Origin of the sequence: Micromonospora sp. H33 (assembly GCF_052068455.1) — a bacterium.
GTDB lineage: Bacteria > Actinomycetota > Actinomycetes > Mycobacteriales > Micromonosporaceae > Micromonospora.
Genome location: NZ_JBQHDE010000018.1, coordinates 61,681 through 86,987, shown reverse-complemented (window position 1 = coordinate 86,987; position 25,307 = coordinate 61,681). Strand labels below are relative to the sequence as shown.

The window sequence follows — 25,307 nt, the reverse complement described above, 5'->3', positions numbered from 1 at the left end:
GTTGGCGCGGCTGACTCACCGGCGCCGACCGCTGCCAGAAACGACGACCAGTGTGGGACCGCTGCCCGGTTCCACCGGCGAGTGACGCCCGGATACGGCAGCCGTACGTCGCGACCCGTGGGCCGTCGGTGCTGGCACCGACCGCCTACGTCGAGCATGAGAGGGAATGCCCCATGTCCAACCTGCTTCCCGGCATCGCCTCCGCCCTGCCCCGTGCGGTGAGATCACCGCTCGTGGCGTGGGCCGCGGTGGTGGCCCTGACCTCCATCTTCTGGCTCGCGAGCCTGCCGGCGAACGCCCGCCCGCCGGCCGCCGTAGCTGCCCCGGCAGCACAGCAGCCGGCGCAGCTTCAAGCTCAGGTGCTCACCTGGACGGCGGGCGACAACTTCATGGAGTACCTGTCCGCGCCGACAACCGCCGTCGCCGGGGCGACGACCATCGTCTTCGAGAACAGCACAGCCACGGGCAACACCACGGGCATGCAGCACACCCTCACGTTCTCCCGGACCGAACCCGGCTACAACAACGACGTCACCGTGGACATCCTGGCCGACCCGTACGACAGCAACGGCGGACGCCACCAGGTCGACGTGGTCCTCAGCCCCGGCAAGTACTGGTACTACTGCGCGATCCCAGGTCATGGGGGCATGAGCGGGGAACTGATCGTCACCGCCGGCGGGGGAGACACGACGCCGCCGACGGTCACCGCCTCGGTGACCGGTGAGCGCGACGGCGACGGCGCGTATCTGGGCGCCGCGACCGTGACGTTGTCGGCGTCCGACGACGGTTCCGGGGTGGGGCGGATCGAGTACTCCCTCGACGGTGGTACGTACGGGACCTACTCCGGGCCGGTGACGGTGAACCAGCCGGGGGCGCACACGGTGAGTTACCGGGCTACGGACGTGGCGGGGAACACCTCGGCGGTCCAGTCGGTGTCGTTCACGGTGGTGGAGCCGCCAGCGCCGGATACCACACCCCCGACGGTGACCGCCTCCGTCTCCGGGGGGAACACCTCGGCGGCGCAGTCGGTGTCGTTCACGGTGGTGGAGCCGCCAGCGCCGGATACCACACCCCCGACGGTGACCGCCTCCGTCTCCGGTCAGCGGGACGGTTCCGGCGCGTACGTGGGTGCGGCGACGGTGACCCTGTCAGCGTCGGACACCGAGTCCGGCGTTGATCGGGTGGAGTTTTCCCTGGACGGGGCCCCCTACGCGGTGTACTCGGCGCCGGTGACGGTGAACCAGCCGGGGGCGCACACGGTGAGCTATCGGGCTACGGACGAGGCGGGGAACACCTCGGCGGCGCAGTCGGTGTCGTTCACGGTGGTGGAGCCGCCAGCGCCGGATACCACACCCCCGACGGCGACCGCCTCCGTCTCCGGTCAACGGGACGGTTCCGGCGCCTACGTCGGCGCGGCGACGGTGACGCTGACGGCCAGCGACACCGGCTCCGGCGTCGACCGGGTCGAGTACTCGCTCAACGGCGGCCAGTACGTCACCTACTCGGCGCCAGTGACGCTGAACCAGCCGGGGGCGCACACGGTGAGCTATCGGGCCACGGACGAGGCGGGGAACACCTCGGCGGCGCAGTCGGTGTCGTTCACGGTGGTATCCGCGCCGCCGCAGGACACCACGCCGCCGACGGTGACCGCTGCCGTCTCCGGTCAGCGGGACGGTTCCGGCGCCTACGTCGGTGCGGCGACGGTGACGCTGACGGCCAGTGACAGCGGCTCCGGCGTTGATCGGGTGGAGTTTTCCCTGGACGGGGCCCCCTACGCGGTGTACTCGGCGCCGGTGACGGTGAACCAGCCGGGGGCGCACACGGTGAGCTATCGGGCCACGGACGAGGCGGGGAACACCTCGGCGGCGCAGTCGGTGTCGTTCACGGTGGTGGAGCCGCCGGCACCGGACACCACGCCGCCGACGGTGAGCGCCTCCGTCGCCGGTCAGCAGAACGGCGACGGCGCGTACGTGGGTGCGGCCACGGTGACCTTGTCAGCCGCGGACAGCCAGTCGGGCGTCGACCGGGTGGAGTTCTCGATCGACGGGGCCCCGTACGCGGTGTACGGCGCGCCGGTGACGGTGAACCAGCCGGGTCAGCACACGGTGAGCTACCGCGCCACCGACCAGGCGGGCAACACCTCCGGCACCGGGTCGGTCACGTTCACCGTCCTCGCCAACGGACCGGGACCGAACTGCACGCCCGACACCCGTCCCACGGTGATGATCGGAGCGGTCGACAGCGGCGTGCCCAACCGCGTCGTGGACGGTGACTGCACCATCAACAACCTCATCGAGGACGAGCGTGACTGGGCCAACCACGGCCAGTTCGTCAAGCACGTCGAAATGGTGGCCGGGCACCTGCGCGAGGCGGGAGTCATCAACCAGAAGGAGCACGCCGCCCTGATCAGCGCCGCCGCCCGGTCGGGCGTCGGCAAGCCCAAGGACAACAAGAACCGCTAGTTGACCAGTGAGCGGAGAAGGGATCCTTGTGAACGACTCTGAGCAAGCGCAAGCACCGCGCCGACGGCCTCGGCGATCACCGTACGCCCTGGTCGTCGCGCTGGTCCTCGTGGAGGTCCTGATCGGCGGAGGAAGCCTGGCCGCCGCCGCAGTCAGCTCCCAGCTGCGCCAACCCGAGTTGCCGGAGGGCTGCACGAAGCCGAACCGCACCCTGCAACTGCACGCCGTCGAACTACCCCGCGACCCAGCCACGAACCAGATCCGGCTCGGCTACGGCCTACGCCCGGACGCGGCCTCCTACCCGGGTCCGACCATCGAGATGGTCGAGGGGGAGTGCCTGGCGATCACCCTGCACAACCATGTGCCGGCCGCGACCCTGGCCCAGCTGCGCACCGACCCCGAACACCCGTTGGGTGTGTCACTGCACGTGCACGGCGTGAAGTACACCCAGCTGTCGGACGGCACCGTACACAGCCAGTCGTTCGTCCCGCCAGGCGAGTCGCGCACGTACACCTGGTTTGCGAAGACCCGGGACAAGAAGAGCGGGTCGCAGGGGACGGCCGGCTACTGGTGGTACCACGACCACGTCGTCGGCGGGCCGCATGGAACACAGGGCCTCGGAGCGGGGCTGTTCGGTGGCGTCGTAGTGCGCCGACCGGGCGATCCGAAGCCGGATCGGACCTACGTCACCGCCTTCGGCGATCGGCAGACCATCAATCTGCGACGCGGGGACGCGACCGACACGTGCGACCAGCAGAATCCGCAGCCCGGGCCCACCTGTCTGGTGGCCCGCCAAGGGGAGAAGGTCGAGTTCATCGTCATCGGCATCGGCAACGACATGCACACCTTCCACCTGCACGGCCATTCCTGGGCGGACACCCGCACCGGCCTGGTCGACAACAACGGTGTGCTGGCCGACTCGATTCCGATCATCGACAACAAGACTCTCGGTCCTGGCGACTCGTTCGGGTTCCAGGTGACCGCGGGTGACTCGGTCGGTCCCGGGCACTGGATGCTGCACTGCCACATGCAGTTCCACTCCGATGCCGGCATGTCGACGATGGTGCACGTGCTGGACGAGACCGGGGCGATGATGCCCGGCCACGAACAGGGTCACCACCCGGCGGCGCAGCCGGCCTCCACCGGCGGCGACGGACACCAGCACAACTGACCCCACCGGAGGGCATGGCCGTCCCGGGCCAGCAGCTGGAGCGTGAACGCCAGCGCTGCACCGCCGACCCACGGGGCCGGCGGTGCAGCGCTCCCATCGTCGACGTTGCGGTTACGTCAATCCAAGAAGCCGTTGACGGAGTCGGCGAGTGTAGTTACGGTCATGTAAATCTCCTGGGGAAAGCCCTTTCCAGGGCCAGACGGGCCAAGCACGCAGCTGCCCCACTGCGATCCGACATCGAGGAGGAGTGCCCGTGTCACACCAAGCGGTTAACCAGGGCGTTGGCCTGGCTGCCGACGACCAGCCCGGGACAGCGACGCGGGTGTCCACCGAGGCCAGCGCACCTGCGACGACCTCGCCCAATCGAGAGGACGGGCCGCCCGCCGCCCGTCCGGGGGCGCGACTGGTGCGCTTCGTCGAAGCGCTCTGGCGGCCGGCGCTCCTGCTCGCCGCGGTCCTCGCCGGCTGGTGGTTCGTCGCCGAGCGCGAGTACATGCCGAACTACCTGGTACCCACCCCCGGTCAGGTCTGGGAAACCATGATCGAGGACTGGTCGTTCCTGATGCGCAACACCTACGTGACGCTGTACGAGACCGTCATCGGCTTCGTCCTGGCCGCCCTGCTCGGTCTGGGCACCGCGATCCTGATCGCCTACTCCCGCACTATGGAGAAGGCGATCTACCCCATCGTCCTCTTCGCCCAGGTGATCCCGAAGATCGCGATCGCGCCGCTGCTCGTCGTCTGGTTCGGCGTGGGGCTCACGCCGAAGATCGTCCTCGCCGTACTCATCGCGTTCTTCCCGGTCGTCATCTCCGGCGTGGCCGGACTGCGATCGACGGATCCGGAGCTGCTCGACCTGTCGGCGACGATGGGTGCCGGACCGTGGAAGACCTTCCGCAAGATCCGGTTCCCCAACGCGTTGCCGCACCTGATGTCCGGGCTCAAGGTCGCCGTGACCCTGGCGGTCGTCGGCGCGGTCGTCGGCGAGTTCGTCGGCGCCGACGAGGGCCTCGGCTACGTACTCCTGCTGGCCAACGGCAACCTGGACGCGGCGTTGCTCTTCGCCGACCTGTTCCTGATGTCGCTGATCGGCATCGTGCTCTTCGTCATCGTCGAGGTGGCGGAGGCGCTGCTCATTCCCTGGCACCCCAGCCGTCGCACCGGCGTACCGCTCACCACGTCCTGACCCGCCGCATACATCCCACTCACATTCCACCGAATGCTTTCAGGAGGCATCACCCATGAGACGTCTCGCATTCACCGCGGCCGCGCTGCTGCTGTTGGGATCGGTTGCCGCCTGCGGCAACGACGATGAGCAGCCGACCACCGCCGACGGCAAGAAGAAGGTGACCCTCACTCTGAACTGGGTGCCCTACGGCGAGCACGCCCCGTTCTACTACGGACTCAAGAAGGGCTTCTACGAGGAGGAGGGCATCGACCTGACCATCAGCCCCGGCGGTGGGTCCGGCAAGACCATCCAGGCGGTGGCGCAGGAGCAGACCGACTTCGGCTGGGCCGACACCCCGCCCCTGCTCAAGGGCATCGCCACCGGCATGAAGGTCAAGAGCGTGGGGGTGTTCCTGCAGAAGGGCCCCGCGTCCATCGAGTTCCTCGCGGACAAGGGCATCAAGTCGCCCGCCGACCTCAAGGGCAAGACCGTCGGCGGCACCCCGGGCGACGCCATCTACGCCACCTTCCCCGCCTGGCTCAAGGCCAACGGACTCTCCGAATCCGACGTCAAGGTGGTCAACCTCGACGCGGCCGGCAAGATCGCCGCTCTCGCTGAGGGGCGGGTCGACGCGATCCAGGGCTTCTTCCACGACCAGGCGCCGACCATCGAGGCCCGGACCGGCAAGGACGTCGACTACCTGCTCTACGCCGACTGGGGCATGAACATGCTCGGCACCGGCCTGGTGGTCAACGACAGCACGCTCAGCAAGGACCCGGACCTGGTGCGTGCGTTCACCCGCGCAACGCAGAAGTCCTGGACCGAGGCGGCCAAGGACATCCCCGGCGCCACGGACGCGATGGCCGAACTGGCCGAGAACGAGCCGGAGAAGAAGGTGCTGGTCGAGCAGTTGACGCTGGCCGTGCCGCTGCTCGACGTCGGTTCCGGCGGCAAGCCGGGGGTCAACACCGAGGCGAAGTGGACCGAGACCATCAGCCTGATGAGCCAGTACGCCGAGCTGAAGGACGCCGGCGGCCCGTCGACGTACTGGGACGGCTCCTACGGCAACGAGGGGTGAGGTGGTCATGTCAACTGCGGCCGCGACGTTGACGGGTAACGCCGTCGACATCACCGACCTGACGGTTCGCTTCCAGTCCAAGCGGTCCCAGACCACGGCGGTCGACAATGTCAGCCTGCGGGTCGAGCCCGGTGAGTTCATCACCATCGTCGGGCCGTCCGGATGCGGCAAGTCCACCCTGCTCAAGATCGTCGCTGGCCTGGTGAAGCCCAGCAGCGGCACCGTCACCCTGCTCGGTCGGCCTGTCCGTCAGCCGCAGAAGGACATCGGCTTCGTGTTCCAGCGGGCCGCCCTGCTCGAGTGGCGGGGCGTTCGGAAGAACATCCTGCTGCAGGCCGAGATGCGCGGGCTGGACCGGGCGACGGCCGCCCGCCGGGCCGACGAGCTGATCGAACTCACCGGTCTGACCGGCTTCGAGAAGGCGTTACCGCACGAGCTGTCCGGCGGTATGCAACAGCGGGTGGCCCTGTGCCGCGCGCTGCTGCACCAGCCGCCGGTGCTGCTCATGGACGAGCCGTTCGGAGCGCTCGACGCGCTCACCCGCGAGCAGCTCAACACCGAGTTGAACCGGATCTGGCGGGAGACCGGGACCACCATCCTGCTGGTCACCCACTCCATCGCCGAGGCGGTCTTCCTCGGCACCCGGGTCGAGGTGATGAGCCCGCGGCCCGGCCGGATCGTGTGCACCTTCCCGGTCGACCTCCCGCCCGAGCGCGACTACGCGCAGGTGATGTCGGACGAACGGTTCGACCGGCTGGCCACGCAGATCCGCGGTCTGCTCGGCTCGGGAGCCAACCACTGACCGGTGGCACGGCGCCGAGTCGGTCCACCGCCGGGGCGGAGCAACCCCGGCGGTGGACCGACGCCGCCGGGGCATGGCTGGGACTCGGCGCGGCCCCCGCGGCGCTGATCCTGGGTGCCGGGATCGCCGACCGCCACGGCGGCGCCGTGCCGCTGCTCGGCCTCGTCGGCGGCGTCGCGGTGATGGCCTTCCTGCTCTTCGGACAGGGCGCCCTGGGCGTACACCCGCCGTACGGCGAAGGTGGGACGCTGACCCAGGTCGCACCCCGCTACTTGCCACGGGTGGGGCGGACTCTCCTCGGCGGGGTGCTCGCCGCCGCGATGGTCGGGTGGAACGCCGTCAACGTCGGGCTTGGCGGCGCCTCCCTGGCCACCGTGTCCGGACTACCCGGCCCGGCGGGCGCCCTGCTGCTCGCCGTCGCCGTCCTCGCCGTGTCCTACGCCTCGCCCACAGTCGGCAACCGCATCGCCGTGATCACCACGCTGGCGGCGCTCGCCCTGGTGGCCATCTGCGTGGCTCGGCTGAGACCGTCGACGCCGCCGGTGACCATGGCGCTCGGCGGCCTGGGCACCGCCGCCGACGTCGCCGCCATCGCCGGCTACGTGTCGGTCTTCGCGCTTCGGGCCCCCGACTTCAGTCGTGGGCTGTCCAGCCGCCGGGACCTCACCTGGTGCGTCCTGCTGCTGGTTGCGCCAGCGGCCCTGGTCATCGCGGCCGGCGCCGGAGTGTGGCTGCGCACCGGCTCCACCGACGTCGTCACGGTCCTGGCCACGACCGACGGCGTGGCCGCGTACGGCAACCTGTTCGTCACCGCAGCGGTCTTCGCCCCCGCGCTGACCACGACGTACTCCGGCGCGTTAGCGCTGCGCGCGGTCTGGCCCGAACTGCCCACCTCGGCCGGCATGCTGGCGATCGCCGTGCCCGGCACGGCCCTGGCCGTCGCCCGCTTCGACCTCCTGCTGCTGTCCTGGCTGTCGGTGCTCGCCGCGACCCTGCCGCCGTTGATCATCCCGATGGCGACCGAGGCGTGGCGGCGCCGACGTGGCAAGCCGCCCCGACAAATTCCGGTCTGGACCTGGTTTCCCGCCGGCGTCCTGGCGACGGCGCTGACCGCCACCGGGTTCGCCGTCGCGGCGGTGACGGGACTGGCGGTGGCGACACTGGCCACCGGCGTGCACGCCTGGTGTGGTGGCCGCGAAGCCTGACCTACCGCGGCTCGCTGCCGGACCCTGCCGGACCGTCGCGCGCTGCGCAACGGACCCCGCGGCGGTCGGCCGCATGCCCACGCTGCTGCGCACGGGGACCCTGCTCGGCATCTCCGACCGGTTCGACCAGTCGAAGCTGCGGCGCTGCCTGCAGTTCGAGCTGGACCTCGAGACGCGGCTGCGGGCGCAGGACTGGCGCCAACCGGAGGTCTTCCGCACCATCCACGTGCGCGCCAGCGGGCTGCGGTACGACGGCCTCCACGACACCGGGGACCCGGCGGAGGACGCCTGGGTGCCGCTCGAGTTCGTCTCCGGTGAGCGGGTCGACAACCTTGCCGGGTTGGCCAAGTCGTCGATGTGGACCCGGCGCGGCCCGGTGGCTATCGTGCACCAAGTCGTTAGTGGTGACGGCCGACGATCAGCGCTGCGAGAGCGTCCAGATCAGCGGCGGCGCCGGGTGCCGGTGTTGCGCTGGCCAAGTGCTCCAACGCCTCTCGAAGCAGGACATCGGACTGGGCGCGACTCCAGGCGCGCCCGCCCGCCGCATCGATCAGTTCCGCCATCCGCGACACCTCGCCTTCCGTCAGCGGCTGCCCGCCGTGGTAGAGCGCGGACAACTCCCGGCCTGCCGCGGTGTCCGACGTCAATGCCGCCACCACCGGCAGCGACTTCTTCCGGCTGTACAGGTCCGAGTAGACCGGCTTACCCGTCACCGACGGGTCGCCCCAGATCCCGATCAGGTCGTCGACGTGCTGGAACGCCAGGCCGAGCCGGTCACCGAAGGCTCTGAACCGCTCGACCTGGTCGGGGCGGCCCCCGCCGTACAGGGCTCCCAGCGCGCAGGCGGTGGCGAGCAGAGCGCCGGTCTTCGCCCGCGCCATGTCGATGCATTCCGGCAACTCCACGTCACTACGGATCTCGAACCCCATGTCCGCGCTCTGCCCGGCCACCAGGTCCTGCACGGCGCCGATGAGCATCCGGGCGGCGTGCTGCGCCGACGGATGACCGCTCGCGGTGACGACGTCGAGCGCGCCGGTCAGCAGGCCGTCCCCGGCCAGGATCGCCGCCGCCTGCCCGAACACCCGCCACGCCGTCGGACGGTGCCGGCGGGTCACGTCGCCGTCCATCACGTCGTCGTGCAGCAGCGAGAAGTTGTGCACGAGCTCCACCGCGACGGCGGCTGGCACCGCCGTACCGGGATCCGCGCCGACTGCCTCCGCCGCCAGCAGGACCAGGGCCGGCCGCAACGCCTTGCCGCCGTCCGACCGGGCCGGGTGGCCGTGCTCGTCCCACCAGCCGAAGTGGTAGCCGGCGACCTGCCGGACGGGTCCGGGCAGGGCGTCGACGGCGGCGCGCAGCGCCGGCTCGACCCGGCTCCGGCTGAACGCGAGCACCTCCGCGGTCGACCGGCGGCCACCGACCCGCTGCATCGACGTACTCATCGGTCCACCGTCCGGAGCAGGCGGGACGGCGTGGGCGGCAGTCCCGCCACGGCGGCCGCCACCGTCATGTCTTCCCCCCGCCCAGCCCGGCCAGTTCGAGCAGCAGGTCCTTGACGTCGGTGGCGGCGATCCGGTCCCGGGTGGCGGTCGGGTCGGAGCAGAGCAGCACGGGCCCGCCGGCGGGGTCGCTGGGTAGTCGTCCGTGTGAGCCGCGGACGGCTCGGGCGCCGGCGTCGAGTCCGATCACGTTCATCAGGTAGCGCATGCCGAGTTTCTTGCGGGCCAGGGCGAGTGCGGCGCGGCGTTTGGCGGCGCCGGGTGCGGCGGGGTCGAAGAACAGTTCGGCCGGGTCGTACCCGGGTTTGCGGTGGATCTCGACCAGGCGGGCGAAGTCGGGGGCGGCGGTGTCGTCGAGCCAGTAGTAGTAGGTGAACCAGGCGTCCAGTTCGGCGACGAGCACGAGGTCACCGGCGCGGTCGTGGTTCAGTCCGTGTGTGGTCTTGCCGTCGATGTCGAGGACCTCGGCGACGCCGGGCAGGCTGGCGCAGAGTTTCGCCACGGCCAGCAGGTCGGCGGGGTCGCGGACGTAGACGTGAGCGATCTGGTGGTCGGCGACGGCGAACGCGCGGGAGGTCCACGGATCGAGGTATTCCATCCCGGCCTGGGTGTGCACGCGGAGGAGCCCTTCGGCGCGTAGCAGCCGGTTGACGTCGACGGGTCGGGACACGTCGGTGATGCCGTACTCCGACAGCACCACCACGGTGGCGTCCCGGGCGCGAGCGGCGTCGAGCAGGGGTGCGAGCACACCGTCCAACTCGGCTGCGGCGGCGGCGGCCCGGGGTGAGGTGGGGCCGTACCGTTGCAGGTCGTAGTCCAGGTGCGGGACGTAGACCAGGGTCAGGTCCGGGTTCTGGTCGGCGAGGATCTGCTGCGCGGCCCGGCAGATCCACGCCGACGAGGCCAGCCCGGCGCCCGGCCCCCAGTAGGTGAACAGCGGGAACGTGCCCAGCCGGGCGGTGAGCGTGTCGTGCAGTTCGGGTGGGTCGGTGTAGCAGTCGGGTTCCTTACGCCCGTCAGCGTGGTACACCGGCCGGGGGGTGACCGTCCAGTCCACGTCCGCGCCCATCGCGTACCACCAGCAGACGTTCGCCACCGTGTAGCCGGGCTCGGCGCGACGGGCGGCCTGCCACAGCTTCTCCCCACCGACCAGGGCGTTGTGCTGCCGCCACAGCAGCACCTCGCCAAGGTCCCGGAAGTACCAGCCGTTCCCGACGATCCCGTGCCCCGCCGGCAGCTCACCGGTGAGGAACGTCGACTGCACCGAACAGGTCACCGCCGGCAACACCGTCCCCAACTCGGCGATGAAGCCGCCGTCGGCGACCGCCCGCAACCGCGGCATGTGCGCCAACAACCGCGGGGTCAGCCCGACCACGTCCAACACCACCAAGCGCCTCATGCGGTCACCGCCGGGGTCGGTGCGCCCAGGCCGAGCGCGGTCAGCTCGTCGCGGGCGAACGCCAGCTCGGCGGCGATCCCGGCGGCCAGCTCCGGCTCGGAACGTGGGCGTTGATCCGGTGGCAGCACGCCCCAGGTGTACGTCTCGACGTCCAGGTGATCGCAGCCGGCGCGCTCGCCGGCGAACAGTTCGCGCAGCGCGTCCCGCAGCAGCGGCGTCGTGGCGGTGAGCGGCGGCGCTGGGGCGGCGTGCAGGGGCACGTGGTAGTGCACCCGCCACGGCCCCGTCGACCGACGGCCCGGCTCGGCCAGCAGCGTCGTCAGCGCGGTGTCGAGGTCGTCGGCGGCGTGCCGCGGGTCGGCCGGATCGGCGGCGGCGGTAGCCGCGGCGGTCCGGGTCTGATGCAGAAACCGCGGTTCGACATACGTCTGCAGCGTGTCAGCGGCCGTGAGCGGGTCGGCGGCCTCCAGCGCGGCGGACAGCTGCACCTTGACCACGGGCAGACCGGCCGCGCGCAGCCGGCCCAGCGCCTCGGCCGGCTCCTCCCAGGCGCACGCCAGGTGCGCCAGGTCCAAGCAGACGCCCAGCCAGTCGCTGTCCACCCGGGCGAACCGGGCGGCGGCCTGGCTGGTGCTCTCGACGATGCACCCGGGTTCTGGTTCGAAGCCGACCCGTACCGTCCGCCCGGTGTGTCGGTGCAGCTCGGCCAGTTCGGCGGCGAGGTGGTCCAGGTTGCGGGCCGCGGCGTCGGCGTGCTCGTCGTTCCAGGGTTGCCGCCAGGCCAGCGGCAGGGTCGAGATCGAGCCCCGGGCGGCGTCGTCGGGGAGCAGGTCGGCCAACACCCGGGCCAGGTCCAGGGTGTATGCCAGCCGCTCGGGGGTGGTCCAGTCGGGGTGGTAGACGTCGTGCTTGACCACCGGGGCCTGGAACGACCGGTAGGGGAACCCGTTGAGGGTGACCACTTCCAGGCCGCGGGCGGTCAGTTCGCCGCCCAGGCGGCGGCGAGCTGCCGGGTCGGCGGCGAGTTCGGCGGCGACCGGCGCGGCGAGCCAGAGTCCGAGGCCGAGCACGTCGGCGTCGAGATTCTCCCGCACCTGCACGGCGTAGGTGTCGAGTTGGGTGACGATGCCGGTCAGGTCTTCGGCGGGGTGCACGTTGGTGCAGTAGCCGAGGTGAACCGTTTGCCCGTCCCGGTGGCGGAGGCGCATCAGCTGCCTCCCCGCAGGATCGAGTTCCCCGCGAACGTCGCGGGCGGGCCCGCGCCATCACCGGTAAGGGTGAGGTCGGTCAGGTCGAGGCGGCCGGACTGGCCGAAGAACTCCACTGGGTTGCGCCACAGCACCCGGTCGACGTCGTCGGCGGTGAACCCGGCCAGCAGCATCGCCTCGGCGGTGGCCCGGGTGAGCAGCGGGTCCGAGCGCCCCCAGTCGGCGGCCGAGTTGACCAGCATCCGCTCGGTCCCGTACGCGCGCAGGATCTCCACCATCCGCGGCGGCGACATCTTCGTGTCGGGATAGATGGAGAAGCCGAGCCAGCAGCCGGTGTCCCGGGCCAGCTTCACGGTCACCTCGTTGAGGTGGTCGAGCACCACCCGCCCCGGCTCGATGCCCGACTCGGCGACCACCGCGAGGCTCCGCTCGACCCCCCGGGCCTTGTCCCGGTGCGGGGTGTGCACCAGCGCCGGCAGGTCGTGCGCGACGGCCAGGGCGAGCTGCGCGGCGAACGCCTCGTCCTCGGCCGGGGTCATCGAGTCGTAGCCGATCTCCCCGACCGCCACCACCGCGTCCTTGTTCAGATAACGGGGCAGCAGATCCAGCACCGGCCGGCAGCGCGGGTCGTTGGCCTCCTTCGGATTCAACGCCACCGTGGCGTGATGCCGCACCCCGAACTGCCCCGCCCGGAACGGCTCCCACCCGATCAACGAGTCGAAGTAGTCGGCGAACGAGCCGACGTTGGTGCGCGGCTGACCCAGCCAGAACGCCGGCTCCACCACCGCCCGCACGCCGGCCGCGGCCATCCGCTCATAGTCATCCGTCGTCCGAGAGGTCATGTGGATGTGCGGGTCGAAAATACGCATCACGCCTCCTGAATTGCGCGCAGCCGGGTGAGCAGGTCGATCACGTCCGCCGGCATGTCCCGCCCGGCGGCCGCGCGCTCGTCGGCCAATCCGGCGAGCATGGTGGCCAGCTCGCCGTCGGCCCGCTCGTCGAGCGCGTCCACGGCGGCGAGCGGGACACCCATGAAGACGCACTTGAGCACCGCCTGCCGCCACATCGACGCATCGAGGTGTCGGGCGTACCGGCCGAGCGCGGCGGCCACCAGCCGGGTGTCGTTGGTACGAATCGCGTCGTGCAACAGCGGCACGCCCGCCGCACCGACCGGCAACAGCGGCAACGCCTTCAACACCGCCCGCTTCTCCGCCGCATCCCCATGCCGGTAGAGGAGATCCACCTGCCCGGCCACCTCATCGGCGGGCAGCGCGGTCAGCAGCAGGGCTCGCGCCGCCTCGTCGGCCGTCCAACCCGGCGCCTCCGCCAGCGCCGCCCGCCCGCACCGACGGCCCGCCGCCGGGAAGAACCGGGTGATAGTGCGGGGGTCGGCGGTCACGGCGCGCAAGGCGTCGTCCAGCCAGCTTGGATCGGATGCTCCCCGCAGAGCGGCACGCAGTCGTTCCGGGTTCATCATTTCTCCCTTCCGGCGGTGGCCAACGTGGGGCCTGACATGGCGGTTCGCTCGGCGGCGGCGCGCAGGAAGTCCAGCGACCGCCTCGCCACGGTGGGCGCCGCGTGCGAGTGCCGGGGGAGTTCCACCGCGACCAGCCCCTGGTACCCCGCGTCGGTGAGCGCATCCAGGACCGGCGGGAAATCGATCTCACCCTCGCCGAACTCCAGGTGCTCGTGCACACCGCGGCGCATGTCGTCTATCTGTACGTTCACCAGGTGCTCGGCCACTTCGGCCACACATTCAGGCACGGGTAGCGGTTCCAGGCAGCGGCAGTGCCCGATGTCGAGGGTGATGCCGAAGGCGGTCGGCTCGCCGAGTGCCCGATGTAGCCGGCGCCAGCCGGCGATGTCCTCGACCAGCATTCCCGGCTCTGGCTCGAAGCCGAGGCGTACTCCGGCGGCGTCCGCAGCCGCGACCACCTCGGCGCAGCCGGCGACCAACCTGTCCCAGGCCCGGGTCGGGTCGACGTCCGGCGGGCGCACCCCCGCCCAGAACGAGACGGCCTCCGCCCCCAGGTCCGCGCCGATCGCGACGGCCCGCCGCAGGAACTCCAGCCGCAGCTCGGCGTTGTCGTCCAGCAGCGTGGGGGAGTGCTTGTGCCACGGATCCAGCAGGTACCGCGCACCGGTCTCGACCACCACGGCGAGGCCGAGGGCGTCCAGCTGGCGGCGGACCGCCGTCACACGGTGGGCCAGATCCGGCGCGAACGGGTCGAGATGGTCGTGGTCCAGGGTGAGCGCAACCCCCTGGTAGCCGAGATCGGCGAGGACCGCCAGGGCGTCGTCCAACCGATGGTTGACGAAACCGTTCGTGCCGTACCCGAACCGCGGCTGCGGCTGGGCCGTCGCCGTACTCATGTCGGCGACAGCTTCCGGGCGAGACGGCGACCCAGCGGGGCGGCGGCCGCGACGGCGACGCCCAGCGCCGCCGCGCCCGCTCGGGCGGTGAGCGCGCCCTGCAGCATCGGCAGCCAGACGATGCCCGCCCCCACCGCGGCCCGTACGTGTGCGGCCGTCGGGTCCGCCGCCGCCCGGGCCTGCGCACCCCCATACCGAGCGGCGTACCAGCCCGCGAGCGCCGCGGGAACGAGGGTGCGCCAACCGCGCTGGCGACGGCCGCCGGAGATGGTCGCGGCGGCAACGGCCGCCGTACCGGCCAGCGTGGCCATCGGCAACCGCCGGTCCGCGCCCTTCACCTCCCGTCGGGACAGGGCGGTCACGGTGTACGTGTGTGCCGCCACGGTGATCGCAGCTGGCACCGCCCGGCGTCGCTGCCCGCCGCTCGCTCCGAGCAGTACGTCCAGCCCTCGGCAGGTGGCCATCACCGCTGGCCCCGCGGAGGTGTTCTTGGCGGCCAGGTCGTAGGCCCACACGGCGCCGGCCAGTGGTACCGCTGTGGCGAGCGCGCGACGGCCTCCGACGAGCCCGGCGACCGCCAGCCCGGCCGCGGTGAGCCCGGCGGACAGTCCCAGCGCGGCCGCGGGCGCTACACGACCACTGGGGATCGGCCGTTCCGGCCGCTCGACCGCGTCGAGGTGGCGGTCGGCCCAGTCGTTGGCGGCCATACCCGCCCAGTACAGCAGCACGGACGCCCCCGCCAGCGCCGGCACCCGCCGATCCAGCGCACCGGCTGCGGCGGCACCGGCCACCACGTCACCGGGCGTGGACAGCGCCGCCGGTGCCCGGACGAGCTCCGCAAAATCAGTCAGCGACGGCATACGCACCCACCTCAGCTCAGATCTGCGTCAAGCTGCCGGACGAAGTCGCAGAGCAGGCTCCACTGTTCAGTCAGCGAGTGAGGAGCGGCGCCGAGCGGGTCCTTGAAGAAGAACGCCAACTCGGTGAGCGGCCCGGTGCGGCCCGCCGCGTGCGCGGCGGCGGTGAGCCGGGCGAGATCGAGCACCAGCGGGGCGGCCAGCGCGGAGTCACAGCCGTGCCAGGTGAACTCCATCCGCATCGGCGTACCGAGGAAACCGGAAAAGGTGACCAGGTCCCACGCGGTCTTGAAGTCGCCCAACTCCTCGACGAACTCGATCCGGGTGCCACCCTGCGGCACGTAGCCGAGGGTCTCGCCGAGCACCCGCTGCTTGCTGGCCGCCTTTGCCGCGTTGGCCGCCGGCTCGGCGAGGTTCGCGCCGTCGCCGCCGCCGAGCAGGTTGACCCCGGACCAGGTCCGTACGACCAAATGCCGCATCGCGAACATCGGCGCCAGCACGGACTTGACCAGCGTCTCGCCGGTCTTGCCGTCGTGGCCGGCGTACGGCAGCCGTTCCCGCTCGGCCAGCTCGGCCAGGGCCGGCAGTCGCGCGCCGGTCGACGGGGTGAAGTCGACGTAGGAGCAGCCGGCGGTGAACGCGGCGAAGGCGAACATCGCGCTGGCCGGCAGCACACCGGCCTCGACCGCCATGGCCGACTCGAGCGCGGCGAGATCCGCATGCGCCGGATGCGGCGGCGGGACGGACTCGGTGGAGGACACGTTCACCACCACCACCCGGTCCAGCCCGTGCCGCTCCCGGAACCGCTCGAGGTCGGCGGCGAGCGCGGCGGCCACGTCGGCCTGCCGGCCACCCGTGGGTACCGGCCGGACGTCCCCCTCGACGGCGGCGAGGTCGTGGAGCAGCGCGGCCACCAGGCGCGGTGGCACTACGCCGGCGGCGGCGAGGGCCTCGGCCTTCTTCGTCAACGGCGTGGCCGCCACGTCGTGGCCACCGAAGACCAGGTCGGCGTAGCCCGGCAGGGCCGGGCTGCGTAGCGCCGGCAACTCGGTGACGCAGCCGGTCGGCCCGGCCAGCCCGGCGCGCAGGGCGAGCGCCCCGACGATGCTGGTGACGGCGACGGAGCCGCGTGCCCCCACCAGCCAGATACCGGTACCCATGGTGCTCCTGCCTTTGGCATCGAAACTGCGGCATGCCGCAGGGGATGCGGAAGCGCCGGCCTGGGCGGCCGCGTCATGCGGTCGTCTCAGGCCGGCGGTTCCGCGGACATCAGGTGAACGCCTCCTGATGGTTCGGACGGGTGTGTCAGAACCTCACGGTCGAGAGGTAGTCGTAGCAGGCCTGCGCGGTGTACCACTCGGAGATCGGCGGCCGGTCGTGCTCGACCATCCACTGCTTGATGCCACCCTGGTGGGCGGCGGCGAAGATCCGCGGGAAGTCGAGGATCCCGGCTCCGGCGTCCTGGAAGGACCCGTCGGCGCCCATATCCTTGACGTGGAAGACCGGGAATCGGCCGGGGTAGCCCAGGAGGTAGTCGACCGGGTCGTAACCAGGCTTGACCATCCAGTGCGTGTCGAGCTCGAAGCCCACCAGGTGCTGTTCGGTCTCCTCCAGCAGGATGTCGTAGAGGTTCTGTCCGTCCACCACCTCGTGGTCATGGCCGTGGTTGTGGAAGAGCAGCTCCAGGCCGTACTGGCGGGCGACCTGGCCGCCGATGTTCATCTCCTCGGCGGCCCGCTTGTAGGCGTCGACGCTGCCTCGGTACGAGCCGGGCAGCGAGCTGAAGACGGCATACTTGCCGCCCAGGATCCGGACTTCCTCGAGCACCTCCTCCCAGCGGTCGAACATCCGCGTGTACTGGACGTGCTCGTACTTGCACTTGAGATCGACGGCATCCATCATCTGCCGATGCGCGGCGGCGCTGTGGCCGGCCCGGCCGCTGAGCCCGATGGTCTGGTAGCCGATCTGCGCGAGGCGGGCATAGGTCCCGGCGGCGTCCTGGGCCATGGATCCCCGCATGGTGAAGGTGTGCATGCCGAGCGCATTGGACGGGATGCGTCGCTGCGCCTCATTCTCGGGCAGGCTGGGTGCGCCGGCCATCGCCATGCCGGATCCGAGGCCGGCGAGGCCCACTCCGGCGGCGGTGGCCACTGCGGCGCGTAGGAAGTTGCGGCGTTCCATGGGCTGTGAGGTCGTAGACATCCTCGTCCTTTCCTGGAAGGTGTGGTGCTGCCTGCCACGGCGAGTTGGTCGTCTCGCGCGATGCAGGCGGCTGTTGTGCGAGGGCGAAACCTCGGGGCTCCCCGTGAGCTCGATGGGTGGTCCGGCGCGTTCGGTTGTCGCTGATGGACGAAGTGAAGGGCCAACAGGCCCTGGTCAGCGGTACCTGTGGCGTGTCTGTCTCCTGCCGCCATGGAAGGGGCATTGGATGGGAAAGCGCTTGCCCGGAGGATATGGAGGGCTTGCAGCAAACGTCAAGAGCCACCGGTGAAACCTTCCCGAAACTCTCCAGCAGCATCTCCGGGGCGGGCTCGGCATGAAGCCGGAGGAGTGGAGGGCCGGCGGAGTGCAGGGGACGGGTGGCGCGACGTCGCCGTTCCGATGTTGACGGTTGTACCGCGTGACAGTAGCGTCGGGCCTAGGGAAAACCCTTTCCTGAGGAAGGTGGGCCCCCATGGCCGTTCGGCCCGACCTCGGCCACACCGTGGCGATGCCCCCCGTGCCGCTGCCCGGCGGGGTGGGCGTGTCCCGGCTCTGCGTCTACGACACCATCGCTCCGGACGGCGAGATCGGCGGCACCCCGCATCTGCACCTGTGTTGCGCCGAGGCGTACGTGGTAATCGCCGGATCGGGGCTCGTGCAGACTCTGACGCTTGCTGGCTATCGGGAGACCCCGCTACGCCCCGGGGCCGTCGTCTGGTTCGCCCCAGGCACCATCCACCGCCTGGTCAACCACGGCGGGCTGGAAATCATCGTGCTGATGCAGAACAGCGGCCTTCCGGAAGCGGGCGACGCCGTCCTGACCCTCCCACCAGACCAGCTCACCGACCCCGCGACGTACGCAGCCGCGACCACGCTGCCCGGCGGCGGCGCCCCCGGTACCGACCTGAGTGCCACCTACGCCCGGCGCGACCTGGCCGTACGTGGCTTCGAACGGCTACGGGCCGCTGCGGCCGCCGGCGACTTCGCCCCGCTGCGCGAGTTCCACGCCGCGGCGGTACGCCTCGTCCGACCGCACCTGGAGCGTTGGCGGGTCAGGTGGCGGGGCGGAGCGTTGCGGGCGGCCAACGAGACCGAACACCAGCTTGACGCCCTCGCTCGCGGCGAGGCACCGCATCTGGTCCAAGCGGAGGTCTACCAGTTCGCCGAGCCACACGACCGGGGCCGCCACGGCATGTGTGGCCTCTTGGACACCTATCCCGTGGCCTGACCGGGAAGACAGAGGCCTTGCCGACGCCGGACAGAGTCTTATCAGGACCGCGGCTTACGTTGCGGGCTGTATGCTCCATTGTTTGCCGTTGATGTCAAGGTCCCAACGCCTGCCGAAGGCGTTCGTACCGAGCAGTTGGATCCGGCCGAAGTTCTCGGGAAGCTCGGGATCCAGTACAAGTTCGGCGTCGCGGGCGCCGAGTCCGAGCATCGTGCGCAGGAAGAGCAGGGGAGCCCCGCTCGCCCAGGCTTGTGGGCTGCAGGCAGTCGGGTAGCGCACGGGTATTCGACTGAAGGACCGGTCGTAGCCGGAAAAGGCTTCGGGCAGCCGGAAACCGGTACATCGGGCGGCATCGAGCATGGCGGCGATGATGCGGTTCGCCTCGTGGCGGTAGCAACACCTCCGGGCGTCTGCCCACCGGCCACCACCTCCCACCGTTGGGAGACAGCCTGCCCGACTGATCCTCAGGACCGACGAATCACACGATCAACGTGCAAGGACGAGGCACTACGAAGCCAGGTTCTCCAGCGTCTCGAGGAGCACCTGAGACTCGGCGTCCCGCCGAATCGCCTCGCCCAGCGTTGGCGTTCCGTCAGCGATCATGCCCGTGTTATCAGCCGCTACCTTGCGGCAACAGTCAGCCAATCCCGCCCAGCGCGGTGCGACGAGGCCGTTGCGGCACGGCTGCGGCAAGTGGCGCCAATCTGGCTGGCCCGACCCGAGCAACACCGACACCACAGGAGAAGGACATGACTTTCGTGTTAGCCCCGCCCACGGTCTCTCCGTCACCATTGCGCGAGCCCGCCAAAACCCTCCGCGAAAGAGGGGCAGACAGTTTCCACGCCGCGCTCGCCGCCGTCTTGGCCACCGGCCTGGAGAATGCTCTTGAAGCGGGTGACCACCCGAGAGCGATCAGCTTCATCAACCGCGGCTTCGCAGAAGGAAGTCCGCAGCTGGGCTGCGACCTCCTCTGCCGGGCAATTGCGGTCGTCGGGACAGCCCGGACTTGGACCGTGCAACTCGCGCCCCTGCGATCACCGTAGCTCCCTGGATTGACGCAGCCCGCCGCGCTGCGAATCGCTGCTGCACGAGTACTACCCGGCGTTCCGCGACGCCTTCACCGACCGTACAGGCTTCCTGACCAGCGCGGATGTCCGCACGGCGCTGGCGATTGGCTACCAACGACGTCGCCTAATCTGCGGCGAGCACCGATGTTGTCTGGGGACAGCGACTTCAACACAACCGGGTGTCCGTATCTGCCGCTGACAAGGCGCGGCGTCCGTGAGCGCGCCCATTTGACCGCCGGGCCGTGGGAGCAGGTCGGGAGCCTCCGGGGTCAACGGTCACTGGCCAGGCGTTCACGCTCACGACGATCTTGCCGAGACCGCGTCTCTCGTCTACTGGTCCTGCCGGTCAGCACGGCGATGAACGGCGGGATCGGGAGTGTCAAGTTAACGGCTGATCTTGGTTGTTGAGGTGGTCAGTGGTTGGCCGGGGTGAGCCGGCCTTCGAAGGCGATCTGGAAGGCGTTCAACGGGGCCTTCCAGCGCATGGTCCACCGCCGACGGCCGGCGCCGGTCGGGTCGAGGCTCATCAACGCCATGTAGACGCACTTCAGCGCGGCCGCCTCGTTCGGGAAGTGCCCGCGGGCGCGGACGGCCTTGCGGATGCGGGCGTTGACGCTCTCGATCGCGTTCGTGGAGCAGATGACCTTGCGGATCTCGACGTCGAAGGCGAGGAACGGCACGAACTCGGCCCACGCGTCGGACCACATCTTCACGATCGCCGGATACTTCTTGCCCCAGGCGTCGGCGAACTCCATGAACCGCTCGGTGGCAGCGTCCTCGGTCGCCGCGGTGTAGACCGGCTTGAGCGCCTTGGCGATCTTGTCCCAGTCCTGCCGGGCCGCGTACCGGAACGAGTTGCGCAGCAGGTGCACCACACAGGTCTGAACGATGGTGCGCGGCCAGACCGTCTCGACCGCCTCCGGCAGGCCTTTGAGGCCGTCGCAGACGAGCATGAGCACGTCAGCGACGCCGCGGTTCTTCAGCTCGGTCAGCACGTGCAGCCAGTGCTTCGCCCCTTCGCCGCCGTCGCCGGCCCAGATCCCGAGGATGTCGCGGTGCCCGTCGACGGTGACCGCCATGGCCAGGTAGATCGGCCGGTTCGCGACCTGACCATCCCTGATCTTGGCTCTGTCGCCGGTTGTGTGAAGAGGTCTCAGTGCGCGAGCAGGACGCGTTTGCGAAGTAGGTCGAGGCTGGCGCGGCCGAACATCTGACGTTTGATCATCTTGAGGCGGTTGATGTTGCCTTCGACCGGGCCGGAGCTGTGCGGCAGGGTCAGGCCGTTGCGGACGGCGTCGAAGTCGCGGCGCAGGTTGCGGGCGAACCCGGCCAGGGGCGTGAGGGTGTCGTGTTCGACGGCGGTGATCCATGCGTCGAGGCGCTCGCCGTGTCGGCCGGTCATCATGACCGCGAAGGCTCGCACGTGTTTGACCAGCCGGTTGAAGTCCCGATCGCGGCTGCGAACCTCGCGCAGCTTGGCCGTGTCGCGGGGGTCGAGATGGTCGGGATGGGTCATGATCCATGAGGTGACCTGGCGCACTGACGCCGGTTTCGGGCCGGGGTGCGGGGCGTGGCCGAAGCCTTTGCGGAAGCGGCGTAGGTAACGCTGGACGGCCAGTTCCCCGCCGGGATAGCCCTGCTGTTTGATCTCACGGAACAGCTGAGTGGCGTTGCGTTCTCCCTCGTTCCAGCGCTGGTGCAGGTGGGCGACGTAGTCGTCGACCAGGTGCGCGCGTTGCTCGGTGACGGCGGTCAGCTCGGCGACGCTGGCGGCGTTCAAGTATTTGCGGACCGTGGCCTGGTGCAGGCCGAGCTTGCGGCCGATCGCCGACTTGTTCAGTCCCTGAGCAGCCAGTTGGTGAACGGCGGTGTGGTGTTCACGAAGGCGGGTCACGATCTTCTTCTCGGGTAGCGGCTGCACCTCGGCGGGCATGGTGTCGTCGGCTGGTGGCGGTGCCGGGGCGACGAGCCGGGACCGATACGCGTTGACGGTCTTCTCGACCGCCTGGCCCAAGTTCTGCCAGAGGTGGAACCGGTCCGCGACCTGCAACGCGTCCGGGGCACCGGCGCTGGCGCCTTCGCCATAGCCGCCAGCGCGGTCGCGGCAGATCACCTCAACTTCGGGGTGCTGCCGCAGCCACGCGGCGAGGCTGTCGCCGTCACGGCCGTCGAACATGTCGACCGGACGGTGGCTGGTCATGTCGATCAGCACGGTGCCGTAGTGACGCCCCCGGCGGAACGCGAAATCGTCGACGCCGAGCACCGTAATCGGTGACATCAGCGGATCGGGTAACGCTCTAACCAGCCGCAACAACGTGTCGCGGCCCACGGCCGTCCCGATGACCGACGTCAGCCGGGAACCGGCCCGGCCAGCCAACGCCAAACCGATCTGCGTCAGCATTCCTCGCAGCCCCGGCGTCAACCGCGCATGCGGCGCGGTTAACCCACCGATCTGCTCGGCGAAAGTCTTCGCCGGGCAGCCGGTGTTGTCGCAGCGAAACCGCCGGACCTGCACCTGAAGCAGCAACCCCATCCCCGCTATCGCGACATCCCGCAGCCGCCGCTGATAACGCCCATGAACCCTGCCCGACCGCTGCTGGCAACGGCCGCACCGCCCACTCGCGGCCCGAGCCCGACCCGACAGCACCACTACGCCGTCACGCTGCTCAACAGCTTCGATCGACAGACCCGACAGATGCGGCAGTAGCTGCTCCACAAGCGAACACGCTGAACATGATCAACGAAACTGCCCTACCCGGGATGGAACCGTCCACATCACAAGATCGGCGACAGAGCCCGGACCTTGACCACGATGGCGTCGATGAACAGCGCAGCGTAGATCTGGCGGTTTCCAGCGAACGTTGCGAATCCCGAACAGAGGGGTTCGTATGCCGAGGTACGCGCCGAACAAGATGCCGACGGCGATCAAGCGTCAGTACTTCGAGTTGATTAGGACTGGTCTGTCGGGAGCGGCTGCCGCTGAGCGGGTGGGTGTGTCGTTGAGCTGCGGGTCGTTGTGGTTCATCGACGCTGGCCGCGTGAGTTTCGTGGAGACACCGATTAGCCCGCGGTACCTGAACCAGGACGACCGGATCGAGATCGCGGACGGGCTCGCCCGCGGGGAGCCGGTCAAGGCAATCGCCGCTCGGATCGGGAAGAGCTACCAGAGCGTCTACCGGGAGATCGCCAGAAACCGGAAGCCGGATGGTCGTTACCAGCCGTGGTATGCCCACAATCAGGCGTACCTGCGGCGCCGGCGCCCGAAGCCTCGCCTGTTCGTCATCGATGCCGCGTTGCGGGAGGCGGTTGCCGACAGGCTGCGACGGCGTTGGTCGCCACCTCAGATCAGCCGATGGCTTCGTCGCCGCTATCGCCGTCGTCAGGCCTGGCACGTGTGTGCTGAGACCATCTACGAGGCCGTCTACCGGGGTCTGATCCTGCCCAGCGACTCGGCCAACCTGCGCACCGGCCGCACCTACCGACACCGCCGAGGCCGAGGCCGATCCCGCGAGGGGGCTCTGAAGCAATCCACCAACATGAAGTCGATCCGGCAGCGACCCGCCAGTGTCGCCACCCGCCGGCAGGTCGGGCACTGGGAAGGAGACCTGATCGTCGGCGCCGGTCAACGTTCAGCGATCGCGACACTGGTAGAACGCAAGACCCGACTCACCGTCCTGGTCCGGCTGCCCAGCGGGCACAACGCCCGGTCCGTCGGCGACGCCCTGATCGACGCCTTCACCCAGTTCCCACCTCCGCTGCGACGGTCGTTGACCTGGGACCAGGGCAATGAGATGTTCCACCACGCGCGGATCGAGCATGCCACCGGATTGAAGATCTACTTCGCCGACCCGCACTCGCCCTGGCAGCGCGGCACCAACGAGAACACCAACGGACTGCTGCGCCAGTACCTGCCCAAAGGAACAGACCTCGACCTCTGGACCAACTGCCAGCTCGACCGGATCGCCGCCGAACTCAACGACCGGCCACGTCTGTGCCTCAACGACAGCAGCCCCAACCAGATGATGCGACGATGGCAACGTCAATCGACGACATGATTCGCAACGTTCGCTGGAAACCGCCTCTGGTCCAAGGGCCGGTGCGACCAGTCGGTCATCTCCTCGATGACCTTGTCGGTGATCCGGGAGATCGTCTCCTTCGACACCGACGCCCCGTAAATCTCAGCGAAGTGCGCCGAGATCTCCCCGGTCGTCAGCCCCTTGGCATACAGCGACAACACAACCTCGTCAACCCCGGACAACCGGCGCTGCCGCTTGCGCACGATCTGCGGCTCGAACGTCCCCGCTCGATCACGCGGCACGTCGATCTCGACATGACCAGTCGCCTCGGTCAGCACCGTCTTCGACCGGGTGCCGTTGAGGATGTTGCCCGACCTCACGCCGGTCGGATCGTACTTCTCATAGCCCAGGTGCTCTGTCATCTCCTCGTTCAGCGCGGTCTCGAGCACCGTCTTGGTCAACTGCTTGAGCAGCCCGTCCGGGCCGGTCAGCGACAAGCCCTGTTCCTTGGCCAGCCGGACCAGGTCGGCGGCGGCCTGTTCCTCCGCCGACGGCTCCGGCTTCCTCTTCCGTGGGGTCACATCGTTCAGTGTCGCGGTCATCACGGCACCTTCCTCGCCGGGCACTACGCCCGGCGGGTCAGGCCGGAAACACCGTTAGATCCACAGTCCCGCGCTTCGGGAAGTGGCGACGGGGCGACGAGCTACTACGGGACCGCCGCCCACAGCAGCGGATCAGCCGTCGCCCCGTCGCCAACTCATCGCGCCCGGTACAGCTCCACAACGGCCGCGCGGATAAGCGGCACCGCTTCGGCGGGGTGGTGGTCGGCGGTTAGGTGCTTGATCCGCATAGACCGCTGCGTTGATGTCATTGACGGTGAGACTGTCGGGTAGACGTTGGAACCAGCGATAGCCGGCCAGCGGCGAGCCAACCGTGACACGACGCAGATCACGCCCAGGAGCGGCCCTCAACTCCATATCAGGCGAGTGTGGCCGACTGATGACTGTCGATTTCCGCCAACAGGGTGGGCCGAACCCATAACATGACGGGGAGGCCTGCATGCGGTTGCTCTCGTCTCTGGAGCAGCCGCCCGGAGCTACCGCTCAGCTTGCAGGTCACCGCTGCAACCCGGGGGTGAGTCGCCGTTCTGGACATGGCTCAAGCTCAGCGGATACTGAACGCCGCCACCACCAAATCGAACGAGCTCGGCATCGCGGTGTGCATCGCCGTACTCGATGCGGGTGCGCACCTGAAGGCCTTCGCGCGGATGGATGGCGCGTTCCTGGGTTCGATCGACGTGGCGATGAAGAAGGCGAAGAGCGCCGTCCTGTTCGAGTCTCCGAGCGAGGCGCTCTGGGATTTCGTCAAGCCGGGCGGGACATCGGCGGGACTCGAACTCACCAACGAGGTCCTTGTGACTTTTGCCGGCGGCCTGCCACTCAAGTCGGCATCGGGAACGACGTGCGGCGCCATCGGTGTCTCCGGGGGACAGGTTTCCCAAGATCTTGAGATTGCTCGGGCCGGAGCCGAAGCGTTCTCCATCTGACTCGCTTGAAGGCGCATCCTCGGCAA

General features: G+C 69.7%; 19 protein-coding genes and 3 pseudogenes. 9 read left to right on the top strand and 13 right to left on the bottom strand.

Annotated elements, in window-relative coordinates:
- Positions 1-173: 173 nt before the first annotated feature.
- The 6 genes and pseudogenes from ACTMS0_RS27030 to ACTMS0_RS27005 all read left to right on the top strand — a co-directional run.
- Positions 174-2,444, top strand: a pseudogene (locus ACTMS0_RS27030) (OmpL47-type beta-barrel domain-containing protein); the annotation flags it as partial.
- A 127-nt stretch (positions 2,445-2,571) separates the two neighbouring features.
- Positions 2,572-3,633 carry a multicopper oxidase domain-containing protein gene (locus ACTMS0_RS27025; RefSeq protein WP_441158085.1) on the top strand — a complete coding sequence of 354 codons (1,062 nt, stop codon included), beginning with the start codon at positions 2,572-2,574 and terminating at the stop codon, positions 3,631-3,633.
- Positions 3,634-4,039: 406 nt separating this feature from the next.
- A complete protein-coding gene (locus tag ACTMS0_RS27020) occupies positions 4,040-4,819 on the top strand; it encodes an ABC transporter permease (protein WP_441158084.1) in 780 nt (259 codons plus the stop codon).
- A gap of 55 nt (positions 4,820-4,874) precedes the next feature.
- Positions 4,875-5,879 carry an ABC transporter substrate-binding protein gene (locus ACTMS0_RS27015; protein WP_441158083.1) on the top strand — a complete coding sequence of 335 codons (1,005 nt, stop codon included), beginning with the start codon at positions 4,875-4,877 and terminating at the stop codon, positions 5,877-5,879.
- 7 nt (positions 5,880-5,886) lie between these two features.
- Positions 5,887-6,681, top strand: coding sequence for an ABC transporter ATP-binding protein (locus tag ACTMS0_RS27010; protein ID WP_441158082.1), 795 nt, complete (start codon positions 5,887-5,889; stop codon positions 6,679-6,681).
- Positions 6,682-6,827: 146 nt separating this feature from the next.
- Positions 6,828-7,886 (top strand): hypothetical protein, encoded by a 1,059-nt coding sequence (locus ACTMS0_RS27005; RefSeq protein WP_441158081.1) that lies wholly within the window; start codon positions 6,828-6,830, stop codon positions 7,884-7,886.
- Positions 7,887-8,284: 398 nt separating this feature from the next.
- Here the strand turns inward: ACTMS0_RS27005 and ACTMS0_RS27000 are convergent, their stop codons facing one another.
- The 9 genes from ACTMS0_RS27000 to ACTMS0_RS26960 all read right to left on the bottom strand — a co-directional run bounded on the left by ACTMS0_RS27000 (position 8,285) and on the right by ACTMS0_RS26960 (position 17,424).
- Positions 8,285-9,328 carry a family 2 encapsulin nanocompartment cargo protein polyprenyl transferase gene (locus ACTMS0_RS27000; protein ID WP_441158080.1) on the bottom strand — a complete coding sequence of 348 codons (1,044 nt, stop codon included), beginning with the start codon at positions 9,326-9,328 and terminating at the stop codon, positions 8,285-8,287.
- A 64-nt stretch (positions 9,329-9,392) separates the two neighbouring features.
- Complete coding sequence (locus ACTMS0_RS26995) at positions 9,393-10,784, bottom strand: alkaline phosphatase family protein (protein ID WP_441158079.1); 1,392 nt, start codon at positions 10,782-10,784, stop codon at positions 9,393-9,395.
- Positions 10,781-11,992: a metabolite traffic protein EboE gene (gene eboE, locus ACTMS0_RS26990; RefSeq protein WP_441158078.1), complete on the bottom strand. Its 1,212-nt coding sequence runs from the start codon at positions 11,990-11,992 to the stop codon at positions 10,781-10,783. Before eboE ends, ACTMS0_RS26995 begins: the two co-directional genes overlap by 4 nt.
- Positions 11,992-12,861, bottom strand: a complete 870-nt coding sequence (locus tag ACTMS0_RS26985; RefSeq protein ID WP_441158077.1) for a TatD family hydrolase — start codon at positions 12,859-12,861, stop codon at positions 11,992-11,994. The genes eboE and ACTMS0_RS26985 overlap by 1 nt, the downstream gene beginning before the upstream one ends.
- Complete coding sequence (locus tag ACTMS0_RS26980) at positions 12,861-13,466, bottom strand: EboA domain-containing protein (RefSeq protein ID WP_441158076.1); 606 nt, start codon at positions 13,464-13,466, stop codon at positions 12,861-12,863. The genes ACTMS0_RS26985 and ACTMS0_RS26980 overlap by 1 nt, the downstream gene beginning before the upstream one ends.
- Positions 13,466-14,365 carry a sugar phosphate isomerase/epimerase family protein gene (locus ACTMS0_RS26975; protein ID WP_441158075.1) on the bottom strand — a complete coding sequence of 300 codons (900 nt, stop codon included), beginning with the start codon at positions 14,363-14,365 and terminating at the stop codon, positions 13,466-13,468. Before ACTMS0_RS26975 ends, ACTMS0_RS26980 begins: the two co-directional genes overlap by 1 nt.
- Positions 14,362-15,225 (bottom strand): SCO3242 family prenyltransferase, encoded by an 864-nt coding sequence (locus ACTMS0_RS26970; RefSeq protein WP_441158074.1) that lies wholly within the window; start codon positions 15,223-15,225, stop codon positions 14,362-14,364. The genes ACTMS0_RS26975 and ACTMS0_RS26970 overlap by 4 nt, the downstream gene beginning before the upstream one ends.
- Before the next feature lie 11 nt (positions 15,226-15,236).
- Positions 15,237-16,382, bottom strand: a complete 1,146-nt coding sequence (locus ACTMS0_RS26965) for an inositol-3-phosphate synthase (protein WP_441158073.1) — start codon at positions 16,380-16,382, stop codon at positions 15,237-15,239.
- Between the two features lie 145 nt (positions 16,383-16,527).
- A complete protein-coding gene (locus tag ACTMS0_RS26960) occupies positions 16,528-17,424 on the bottom strand; it encodes a sugar phosphate isomerase/epimerase family protein (protein WP_441158072.1) in 897 nt (298 codons plus the stop codon).
- 472 nt (positions 17,425-17,896) lie between these two features.
- Here ACTMS0_RS26960 and ACTMS0_RS26955 point away from each other — a divergent pair, with 472 nt between their 5' ends.
- Complete coding sequence (locus ACTMS0_RS26955) at positions 17,897-18,652, top strand: cupin domain-containing protein (RefSeq protein ID WP_441158071.1); 756 nt, start codon at positions 17,897-17,899, stop codon at positions 18,650-18,652.
- Between the two features lie 54 nt (positions 18,653-18,706).
- On the opposite strand, the gene ACTMS0_RS26950 is transcribed toward ACTMS0_RS26955, so the two are convergent.
- From ACTMS0_RS26950 to ACTMS0_RS26940, 3 genes and pseudogenes are all read right to left on the bottom strand, one after another.
- On the bottom strand, positions 18,707-19,012 hold the full coding sequence (locus ACTMS0_RS26950; protein WP_441158070.1) for a hypothetical protein: 306 nt from the start codon (positions 19,010-19,012) through the stop codon (positions 18,707-18,709).
- A 1,120-nt stretch (positions 19,013-20,132) separates the two neighbouring features.
- Positions 20,133-20,843 (bottom strand): annotated as a pseudogene (locus tag ACTMS0_RS26945) (IS256 family transposase); the annotation flags it as partial.
- A 29-nt stretch (positions 20,844-20,872) separates the two neighbouring features.
- Entirely contained in the window at positions 20,873-22,435 is a 1,563-nt protein-coding gene (locus ACTMS0_RS26940) for an ISL3 family transposase (protein ID WP_441158069.1), read from the bottom strand.
- A 172-nt stretch (positions 22,436-22,607) separates the two neighbouring features.
- On the opposite strand from ACTMS0_RS26940, the gene ACTMS0_RS26935 reads away from it, so the two are divergent.
- Positions 22,608-23,774, top strand: a complete 1,167-nt coding sequence (locus tag ACTMS0_RS26935; RefSeq protein ID WP_441158068.1) for an IS30 family transposase — start codon at positions 22,608-22,610, stop codon at positions 23,772-23,774.
- Positions 23,775-23,800: 26 nt separating this feature from the next.
- Here the strand turns inward: ACTMS0_RS26935 and ACTMS0_RS26930 are convergent.
- Positions 23,801-24,337, bottom strand: a pseudogene (locus tag ACTMS0_RS26930) (transposase); the annotation flags it as partial.
- A gap of 551 nt (positions 24,338-24,888) precedes the next feature.
- On the opposite strand from ACTMS0_RS26930, the gene ACTMS0_RS26925 reads away from it, so the two are divergent.
- Positions 24,889-25,281: a GlcG/HbpS family heme-binding protein gene (locus ACTMS0_RS26925; RefSeq protein WP_441158067.1), complete on the top strand. Its 393-nt coding sequence runs from the start codon at positions 24,889-24,891 to the stop codon at positions 25,279-25,281.
- Positions 25,282-25,307 lie beyond the last annotated feature (26 nt).

Excerpts from the sequence above, each read along its gene's own strand:
- ACTMS0_RS27015 (WP_441158083.1), top strand. The coding sequence starts at position 4,875 with ATGAGACGTCTCGCATTCACCGCGGCCGCGCTGCTGCTGTTGGGATCG.
- ACTMS0_RS27010 (WP_441158082.1), top strand. The coding sequence starts at position 5,887 with ATGTCAACTGCGGCCGCGACGTTGACGGGTAACGCCGTCGACATCACC.
- ACTMS0_RS27000 (WP_441158080.1), bottom strand. The coding sequence starts at position 9,328 with ATGAGTACGTCGATGCAGCGGGTCGGTGGCCGCCGGTCGACCGCGGAG.
- ACTMS0_RS26995 (WP_441158079.1), bottom strand. The coding sequence starts at position 10,784 with ATGAGGCGCTTGGTGGTGTTGGACGTGGTCGGGCTGACCCCGCGGTTG.
- eboE (WP_441158078.1), bottom strand. The coding sequence starts at position 11,992 with ATGCGCCTCCGCCACCGGGACGGGCAAACGGTTCACCTCGGCTACTGC.
- ACTMS0_RS26985 (WP_441158077.1), bottom strand. The coding sequence starts at position 12,861 with ATGCGTATTTTCGACCCGCACATCCACATGACCTCTCGGACGACGGAT.
- ACTMS0_RS26980 (WP_441158076.1), bottom strand. The coding sequence starts at position 13,466 with ATGAACCCGGAACGACTGCGTGCCGCTCTGCGGGGAGCATCCGATCCA.
- ACTMS0_RS26975 (WP_441158075.1), bottom strand. The coding sequence starts at position 14,365 with ATGAGTACGGCGACGGCCCAGCCGCAGCCGCGGTTCGGGTACGGCACG.
- ACTMS0_RS26970 (WP_441158074.1), bottom strand. The coding sequence starts at position 15,225 with ATGCCGTCGCTGACTGATTTTGCGGAGCTCGTCCGGGCACCGGCGGCG.
- ACTMS0_RS26965 (WP_441158073.1), bottom strand. The coding sequence starts at position 16,382 with ATGGGTACCGGTATCTGGCTGGTGGGGGCACGCGGCTCCGTCGCCGTC.
- ACTMS0_RS26960 (WP_441158072.1), bottom strand. The coding sequence starts at position 17,424 with ATGTCTACGACCTCACAGCCCATGGAACGCCGCAACTTCCTACGCGCC.
- ACTMS0_RS26955 (WP_441158071.1), top strand. The coding sequence starts at position 17,897 with ATGGCCGTTCGGCCCGACCTCGGCCACACCGTGGCGATGCCCCCCGTG.
- ACTMS0_RS26950 (WP_441158070.1), bottom strand. The coding sequence starts at position 19,012 with ATGCTCGATGCCGCCCGATGTACCGGTTTCCGGCTGCCCGAAGCCTTT.
- ACTMS0_RS26935 (WP_441158068.1), top strand. The coding sequence starts at position 22,608 with ATGCCGAGGTACGCGCCGAACAAGATGCCGACGGCGATCAAGCGTCAG.
- ACTMS0_RS26925 (WP_441158067.1), top strand. The coding sequence starts at position 24,889 with ATGGCTCAAGCTCAGCGGATACTGAACGCCGCCACCACCAAATCGAAC.